Annotated in this window: 7 protein-coding genes; 4 read left to right on the top strand and 3 right to left on the bottom strand. The window is 66.8% G+C overall.

What is annotated here, in order from left to right; translation table 11 throughout:
* Nucleotides 1–148: 148 nt before the first annotated feature.
* Nucleotides 149–547 (top strand): TadE/TadG family type IV pilus assembly protein, encoded by a 399-nt coding sequence (locus tag BGN95_RS16255; RefSeq protein ID WP_286773327.1) that lies wholly within the window; start codon nt 149–151, stop codon nt 545–547.
* Nucleotides 548–605: 58 nt separating this feature from the next.
* On the opposite strand, the gene BGN95_RS16250 is transcribed toward BGN95_RS16255, so the two are convergent.
* Genes BGN95_RS16250 through BGN95_RS16240 form a run of 3 tightly spaced genes read right to left on the bottom strand, consistent with a single transcriptional unit; the run spans nt 606 to nt 3407 of the window.
* Nucleotides 606–1553 carry an alpha/beta hydrolase gene (locus BGN95_RS16250; RefSeq protein WP_286773326.1) on the bottom strand — a complete coding sequence of 316 codons (948 nt, stop codon included), beginning with the start codon at nt 1551–1553 and terminating at the stop codon, nt 606–608.
* A 22-nt stretch (nt 1554–1575) separates the two neighbouring features.
* A complete protein-coding gene (locus tag BGN95_RS16245) occupies nt 1576–2982 on the bottom strand; it encodes an FAD-binding oxidoreductase (RefSeq protein ID WP_286773325.1) in 1407 nt (468 codons plus the stop codon).
* A complete protein-coding gene (locus tag BGN95_RS16240) occupies nt 2982–3407 on the bottom strand; it encodes an SgcJ/EcaC family oxidoreductase (RefSeq protein WP_286773324.1) in 426 nt (141 codons plus the stop codon). Before BGN95_RS16240 ends, BGN95_RS16245 begins: the two co-directional genes overlap by 1 nt.
* 466 nt (nt 3408–3873) lie before the next feature.
* Between BGN95_RS16240 and BGN95_RS16235 the strand changes: the two genes are divergently transcribed.
* From BGN95_RS16235 to BGN95_RS16225, 3 genes are all read left to right on the top strand, one after another.
* Entirely contained in the window at nt 3874–4989 is a 1116-nt protein-coding gene (locus BGN95_RS16235; protein WP_286773323.1) for a replication initiation protein, read from the top strand.
* A gap of 154 nt (nt 4990–5143) precedes the next feature.
* Nucleotides 5144–6346 (top strand): AAA family ATPase, encoded by a 1203-nt coding sequence (locus BGN95_RS16230; RefSeq protein WP_265311741.1) that lies wholly within the window; start codon nt 5144–5146, stop codon nt 6344–6346.
* 46 nt (nt 6347–6392) lie between these two features.
* A complete protein-coding gene (locus BGN95_RS16225; RefSeq protein WP_286773322.1) occupies nt 6393–7409 on the top strand; it encodes a ParB/RepB/Spo0J family partition protein in 1017 nt (338 codons plus the stop codon).
* The last annotated feature ends 105 nt before the right edge of the window (nt 7410–7514 follow it).

The following is a 7514-nucleotide window of genomic DNA, read 5'->3' as shown; positions in this document are numbered from 1 at the left end:
AGCGCGACGACGCGACGACCTGCGACGCCAGCCAGCAGGTCGGGCGCTATGTGTCGGTGCAGATCAGCGCCACCTACGCCCTGCCCTTCTCATTGCCCTTCGGGCAGGGCAGCATCCCGCTCAGTGCCTTTTCGTCGGTGCGGCTCCAGTGACGCGCCGGCGGCAGACGTTTGCGGACGACCGCCGCGGCACCGCGATCATCGAATTCGCGGTCGCCGCGCCGATTTTCCTGATGCTGGCGTTCATCATCATCCAGCTCGGGCTGCTGTTCGGCGCCAAGGCCGGGCTCGAAAGCTCGATCGACGAGGGTGCGCGTTATGCCACCATCTACCCCACCCCGAGCGACGCGGCGATCATCGGCCGGATCCAGGCGACGCAATTCCTGCTCGGCCGTGCCACGGTTACCGGGCCGACGATCACCCACGGCACCAATGCCGGCAGCGCCTATATCGACATTCAGGCGAGCGCGAGCGTGCCGCTGAACTTCGTTTTCTTCCAGGCCACCCCGGTGACGCTCAACTATACGCGCCGCGCCTATCAGCATTAGGCGCTGGCCGGGGGTGTCGGGGCCGGTGCGAAGGCGTCGGCCCCGGCTGCCGCGACGGTCATGCCCTGGCCGGCGCCAAAGCGCGGCGCAGCGCCGCCAGCCGGTCGGCCCGCGCCTGTTGCGCCACCGCCGCATCGGGCGCGAGATCGAAGCCGTGGAACGCGCCGGGATAGAGATGGAATTCGGTCGGCACCCCCGCCGCGACCAGCCGCCGCGCATAATCGATATTCTCGTCGACGAAGAGATCGAGCGCACCGGTCATCAGATAGGTCGGCGGCAGATCGGCGAGATCGGTCGCGCGCGCCGCCGCGGCATAAGGCGATACGTCGTCGCGCCCCGGCGCGTGCCCCAATAAGGCGGACCAGCCGAAATGATTGCTGGCGGGCGGCCAGATGAACTCCCCGGCGTGGCGATGCGGCGGGCGAATGCAGGTGCGATCATCGAGCATCGGATAGGTAAGATGCTGGAAAGAAAGGCAATATTCGCCGCGATCGCGCGCGAGCAGCGCCAGCGCCGCCGCGAGCCCGCCCCCGGCGCTTTCCCCGATCACCCCGATCCGTGCCGGATCGACCCCGAGCCGCGCGCTATTGGCGAACAGCCAGGCGAGCCCGGCGTAGCAATCCTCGATCGGCCCGGGATGCGGGGTCTCCGGCGCGAGCCGATAATCGACCGACACGATCACGCAATCGAGCGTTTCGGCGAGCGGGCGGTGAAAGAATTCGAGATCGCCCGCCTTGCCGACCACATAGCCGCCGCCGTGAATATGATAGAGGCACCCGCGCGGCCCGGCGGGCCTCGCCGGGCGATAGATGGACAAGGCGATCTCGGGCGCCCCGGCCGGGCCGGGCACGGTCACCCGCTCGGCCAAGGTATCGGTGTCGGGCACCGGCGGCGCCGGCAATATCCGCTCGCGCATCGCCCCCAGCATCTCGGCGGTGACCGGAACCGTCGGCCAAGCATCGAGCAAGGCACGCAATTCGGGATCGACGAGCGGCAGCGTGGTCATAGGCACTCCTTCGCGGGCGGAACTACAAGGTGAAGATCTTCCCCGGATTCATCAGATCGTGCGGATCGAGCGCGCGCTTCACCAGCCGCATCACATCGACCGCATCGCCCAGTTCGGCCTCGAGCCAGGGCTGTTTGCCGATCCCGATGCCGTGTTCGCCGGTGCAAGTGCCGTCCATCGCCAGCGCGCGCTCGATCAGCCGCGCGTTGATCGCCGAGACTTCGGCGAATTCGTCCGGCGCGGCGGGATCGAGCGCGAAGATCACATGGAAATTGCCGTCACCGACATGCCCGAGGATCGTCGCCGGCACCGAGCAGCTTTCGAGATCGCGCTTGGTCTCCAGGATGCACGCGGGCAGCCGGCTGATCGGCACGCACACGTCGGTCGACCAGCCGATCGCGCCGGGCCGCTGGTTGAGCGCGGCATAATAAGCCTCGTGCCGCGCCTTCCACAGCCGCGCGCGCTCCTCCGACCGGTTCGAAAAGGCGAAATCGCCCCCGCCGTTCGCCGCGGCAAGCGCGGCCACCGTCGCGATCTGCTCCTCGACCCCGGCGGGCGAGCCGTGGAATTCGAAGAATAAGGTCGTCACTTCGGGCAGATCGAGCTTCGTCCAGGCATTGACCGCCACGATCTGCCGGTCGTCGAGAAGCTCGACCCGCGCCAGCGGCACCCCCGATTGGATCGCCTGCACGACGGCATCGACCGCGCCCTGCAGCGACGCGAAGCCGCACACCGCCGCGCTGATCGTCTCGGGAATCGGGTGGAGCCGCAGCGCAACCTCGGTGATCACGCCCAGCGTGCCCTCCGCGCCGACGAACAGCCGGGTGAGATCATAGCCGGCGGCCGATTTGCGCGCGCGGCGCGCGGTGCGGATCACCTCGCCATTCGCGGTCACCACGGTGAGCGCGAGCACCGCCTCGCGCATCGTGCCGTAGCGCACCGCATTGGTCCCACTCGCGCGGGTCGCGGCCATCCCGCCGATCGTCGCATTGGCGCCGGGGTCGATCGGGAAGAACAGCCCGGTATCGCGCAGATAGGCGTTGAGTTCCTCGCGGCGGACTCCGGCCTCGACCGTGCAGTCGAAATCCTCGGCGTTGACCGCAAGGATGCGGTCCATCTTCGACAGATCGACGCTCACCCCGCCACGCACCGGAAGCGCATTGCCCTCGATCGAGGTCCCCGCGCCATAAGGCACGACCGGTACGCGATGCGCCACGCAGAGCCGGACGAGGTCGACGACATCGGCGGTCGACCGCGCGAACACCACCGCATCGGGCAGGGTTTCCGGGAAATGCGTTTCGCTTTGCCCGTGCTGACGGCAAATCGCCTCCGCGAACGAACATTCGGTGCCGAATCGCTGCGCGAGCGCGGCGGCGAAGCCCGGATCGAGCGGTGTGCGCGCCGGCGCGACGATCGCGTGTTCGGCCATCATCTATCCTGCCGGAGCGTCGGCTCGCCGGTTCGAGGATTCGTCAGCGTGACATTCTCCGCGGCGCGGATCAGCCAGCCCCCCTCCCCGCGCGCCAGCACCGTCTGCAATAAGGTATCGACCAGATGCGGTCCGGCGGGATGCGCGGCGCCCGCCGCGAGCCGGCTCCAGAAATGAACGATCGCATGCCGCTCGCCGATCGGCACGACATCGATCAGTTCGTTGGTCAGCGTCGAATCGCTGTAGATCGTGTCATGGATCGGCCGATGCAGCGCGATGATCGCATCGACGCCGCGAACATAATGGCCGAATCGGTTCACGAAGGTCGCGTCTTCGTCGAACAGCGCGGCGAGCATCGCCATGTCGTGCGCGTTCCAGGCAGCGGCGAAAGCGTCCGGTGCGGCTTCGGGTCGATCGATCGGCATGGCTTTTTCTCCGCCCTCTCCCGTTGCCCCTCTTTCAATATCTCAAGCAATTTACAACGCCGCTGCGCGAGCAGCGGTCGATTCAGGATTCAAGAGATTCAGATTCGGGGACAGCCAACCCCGCGCGAATCCGCGATTCGCGAGCGCCCTTCCTGACCCCGTGGGGGAGGTATCCTGACCTGCTGGGGGCGGGGTCCTGACGATTCGGGGGCATCGGCCTGACCGGATGGGGCTATCCTGACTTTTTGGGGGCGTTGCATGAGCGGTGCCGGTGCACCCGATTCTATCCTGACCTCCTGGGGGATATCGGGCGCCTCCTTTCCTGTCCTGACTTGACTTCACAGGTCAGGTCAGGCAGCCAGACCGCCGAATAGGTGGGATAATGGCCGAATCCGTGCAACCGATCGACCGTGATCCTGGTCTTGATCCCGATGAGGTCGCGGATCAAGGCTCGGCGGGTCGCGCGATGCGCGTTGCCTCGGCGCTGGCCGCGCGCCGCACCGAAGAATTCGTCAAGCCCGGCAAGCTGGTCGAGGTGCGGTTCGTCCGCGGCCAGTCGCTCAGCCTTACCGCGTCGCGCTTGCTTGCGCTGATGATCCTCGCGGCGGGCGGCGACGCGTGGCGCGAGATGCCGCATCGCATGCGCAAGGCCGATATCCGCCGTGGCCACAAGGGCAATGAGCGGATCGTCGACATGCTCGAGGAGCTTCACCGCACCTTGTTCGCCGAGGACGACCGCAGCTGGCGCGGCAAAAAGGCGACCAAGCGCTTCCCGCTGATCCAGATGTCGCGCGAGGAGGTCGAGGACGAGGAAGGCGTCGAGGCGGGCTGGATCGAGTGGGAGTTCACCCCGGACGCGCGGCGGCTGATCCAGGAATCGGAAACCTATGCGGTGCTCAACCGTCAGGCGGTGCTCGGTTTCCGATCGAGCTATGCGCTCAAGCTTTACGAGGTCGGGGCGCTCCGCATCCACCGCCGGCTGAAAGTGTGGCGCTGCGATATGGCGGCGTTGCGCGCCGCGCTGGGGATCGCGCCCGACGTCTACAAGGATTTCGCGCAATTGCGCCGCAAGGTGCTGCAGACCGCCAAGGCCGAGATCGACCAGCTCGCGCATTTCCGCGTCGAGTGGAAGGAGGTCCGCCAGGGCCGGGCGGTGGTCGAGCTCGAATTCCGCTTCGAGGCGAAGGATGCGCCGGCGCAGGTCGGCACGGTCGAGGAACTCGAGCGGCATTCGGCCGGGCGCCGCGCGCGTCGCGAGGAAACGGTCGAGGAGATGGCGGTCGCGGCGCCCCCGGCGGCGGTGAAGGCACTTGTCTCGCGTACCGCCGAGCGGCTCGCCCCGTCACGTCCGCGCGACGAGGTGAAGGTGACGAGCTTTCCCACCGGCTCGCTGCATTATGGTGAAGCCGAATTGCTCGAGATCGGGCGGCGGTCGGGCGGGGGCTGGGATGTCGACGTGATCGCCGATGCCTATCGCCAGTCGATGGGCGACCGGCTGGCGCGGCTGAGCGGATCGAAGCTGGTGCAGAGCTGGCGCGGCTTCTGTGAAAGCTATGCCGCGCGCCGCGGCCCTGCGAGCTGAATTGCACCGGTGCAATTTGCACCAAAACCGCCCCCGAAAAGACAGGTTGCTTGCGGTCAGGATCATAGCGACCGGCGATTTGCACAAATCGATCTTGCGTTGACGAAAAAGTGCAAATCGGGCATCCACAGCGCGACTAGTGAAAGGGAGCGCTATGGCGACCGTACTCCGCAGGGCCGGACATGCCGATCGCACGCAGGTGAGTGCACTCGCCGAGCGTTGCTCGTCAATTCTCGAACGATTGCGTGACGGCGCGCAGTCGAAGCGCGCCGACGACCGGCGCGAACCGTTGTTCACGATCAGTCGCGCGGCCGATCTCGTCGGGCGCTCCTCCGCGGCGATCCGCGAGGCGGAAAAGGACGGCCGGCTGCCGATCGCCGACCGCACCGAAACCAACCGCCGCATCGGCTACACCCTGGCGCAGCTCAACGACATGCGCGGGGTGTTCGGGACGCGGCCGTGGCGCAGCCCCGACGATCCGTGCGCGGTGGTCGCGGTGCAGAATTTCAAGGGCGGGGTCGGCAAGTCGACGGTATCGGTGCATCTCGCACAATATCTCGCGATCCGTGGCTATCGCGTGTTGCTGATCGATTGCGACAGCCAGGCTTCGGCGACGACCTTGTTCGGCTATGTCCCCGATCTCGATCTCGACGAATCGGAGACGCTTTATCCCTTTCTCCGCGAGGATGAGCGGCGCAGCCTCGAATATGCGATCCGACGGACGCATTTCGACGGGCTCGATCTGATCCCGGCCAACCTCCGGCTGTTCCAGTCCGAATATGAGATTGCGGCGCGGATGGCGCGCGGGCAGGGGGCGTTGCTCGATCGGCTCCAGCAGGGCATCGCCTCGGTGTCCGAGCGCTATGACGTGGTGGTGATCGATCCGCCGCCCGCGCTCGGCGCGATCTCGCTGTCGGTGCTGCGTGCCGCCAACGCGCTCGTCGTCCCGGTGCCGCCGACGGTGATGGATTTCTCCTCCACCGCGGCGTTCCTCGCGATGCTTGACGAGACGATGCAGGTGCTCCAGGAGCACGGGCTCGAAACCGATCTCGCCTTCCTGCGCTTCGTCGCGTCGAAGGTCGACGAGAACAAGTCGATGCAGCGCGAATTGATGGGGCTGATGGGCCAGCTTTACGGCCACGCGCTGGTGCGCACCCCGCTCAAGGATTCGGCCGAGATCGACAATGCCAGCGCGCGGCTGATGACGGTCTACGAGCTTGACGGGCCGACCACCAGCCGTTCGGTGCGCGAGCGCTGCCTGACCTATCTCGACGGCGTAAATGCCGAGATTGAAATAGATATTCGCTCGATGTGGCCAAGCCACGACGCGCGTTTGCGGCGTGAGGGGCTGGCATGAACAATCCGAATTGCACCGGTGCAATTTTCGCTGGGAGAGGCAGGCGATGAGCAGGAACAACAGCAGGTTCGCGGCGGATCTCGCCGGCGCGATCGACGGCGCGCCCGAGCAGCCGAAACGACCGACGCGGCTCGGCATGGGGGTGCTCGCCGGGCGCGAGAACCGGCTTGCCGAGCTCGCGACCGGCTCGGTGGTCAACCGCGTCGTCGAGCTGGTCGATCCGGCGAAATGCCGCATGTGGGAAGGCCATAATCGCGATTATGCCGCGCTCAGCGAAGAGCGTTGCCGCGATCTGATCGAAAGCCTCAAGGCGCAGGGCAAGCAGGAGGTACCCGCGCTGGTCCGCCGGGTGCATGACGATCCCGATTATCAATTCGAGGTGATTTCGGGCGCGCGGCGGCATTGGTCGATCAGCTGGCTGCGCAACAACAATTATCCCGAATTCCGCCTGCTGGTCGAGATCCGCGATCTCACCGACGAGGAGGCATTCCGCCTCTCGGACATCGAGAATCGCGCGCGCGAGGATATTTCGGATTACGAGCGCGCGCGCGACTATCTCCGCGCGCTCGGCAGCTATTATGGCGGCCGGCAGCAGGATATGGCCGAGCGGCTGCACGTCACGCCGAGCTGGCTCAGCCGCTATCTCGATCTCGCGCGACTGCCCGATGTGATCATCGGCGCGTTCGTCTCGCCGCACGATCTGCGCATCAAGCATGTCACGCAGCTCAAGCCCTTGTTCAAGCCGGCGGAGCGGATGGCGCGAGTCATTGCCGAGGCCGATCGCCTCGGCGCGGCACGTGCGGCGGGCGATGCGGTGCCGAGCGCGGCGAGCGACGTGATCCGCCAGCTGACCAAGGCGGCGGACGCCCCCAAGAAGTCAGGATCCCCCAAGAAGTCAGGATCGGACGCCTTGCTGGGCGCGACCAGCGGTCGCCCGGTGCTGCGCATCGATCGCCGCACGCGCAAGGCGCTGACGCTGACCTTGCTCCCGCAGGACGGCGCGTCGCGCGCCGAGGCGGAGGCCGAATTGGGGCGGCTGCTCGACCAACATTGGCCGGCGTGACGTCAATCGGCCGGCGCGGTGACCCCGAGCCGCGCCAGTTGGGCGTCGAGCGCCGCCATTTCGGCGTCGAATCGCGCGAGCGCGTCGTCGATCGGCGGCGTTGAC

Source organism: Sphingomonas sp. 66-10 (assembly GCF_001897045.1).
Taxonomy (GTDB): domain Bacteria; phylum Pseudomonadota; class Alphaproteobacteria; order Sphingomonadales; family Sphingomonadaceae; genus Sphingomonas; species Sphingomonas lycopersici.
Note: the sequence above shows the minus strand (reverse complement) of the source record. Positions and strands in the feature narration are given on the sequence as shown.

Coding starts and splice junctions, on each gene's coding strand:
- BGN95_RS16235 (WP_286773323.1), top strand. CDS start 3,874: ATGCGCGTTGCCTCGGCGCTGGCCGCGCGCCGCACCGAAGAATTCGTC.
- BGN95_RS16225 (WP_286773322.1), top strand. CDS start 6,393: ATGAGCAGGAACAACAGCAGGTTCGCGGCGGATCTCGCCGGCGCGATC.
- BGN95_RS16245 (WP_286773325.1), bottom strand. CDS start 2,982: ATGGCCGAACACGCGATCGTCGCGCCGGCGCGCACACCGCTCGATCCG.
- BGN95_RS16240 (WP_286773324.1), bottom strand. CDS start 3,407: ATGCCGATCGATCGACCCGAAGCCGCACCGGACGCTTTCGCCGCTGCC.
- BGN95_RS16230 (WP_265311741.1), top strand. CDS start 5,144: ATGGCGACCGTACTCCGCAGGGCCGGACATGCCGATCGCACGCAGGTG.
- BGN95_RS16250 (WP_286773326.1), bottom strand. CDS start 1,553: ATGACCACGCTGCCGCTCGTCGATCCCGAATTGCGTGCCTTGCTCGAT.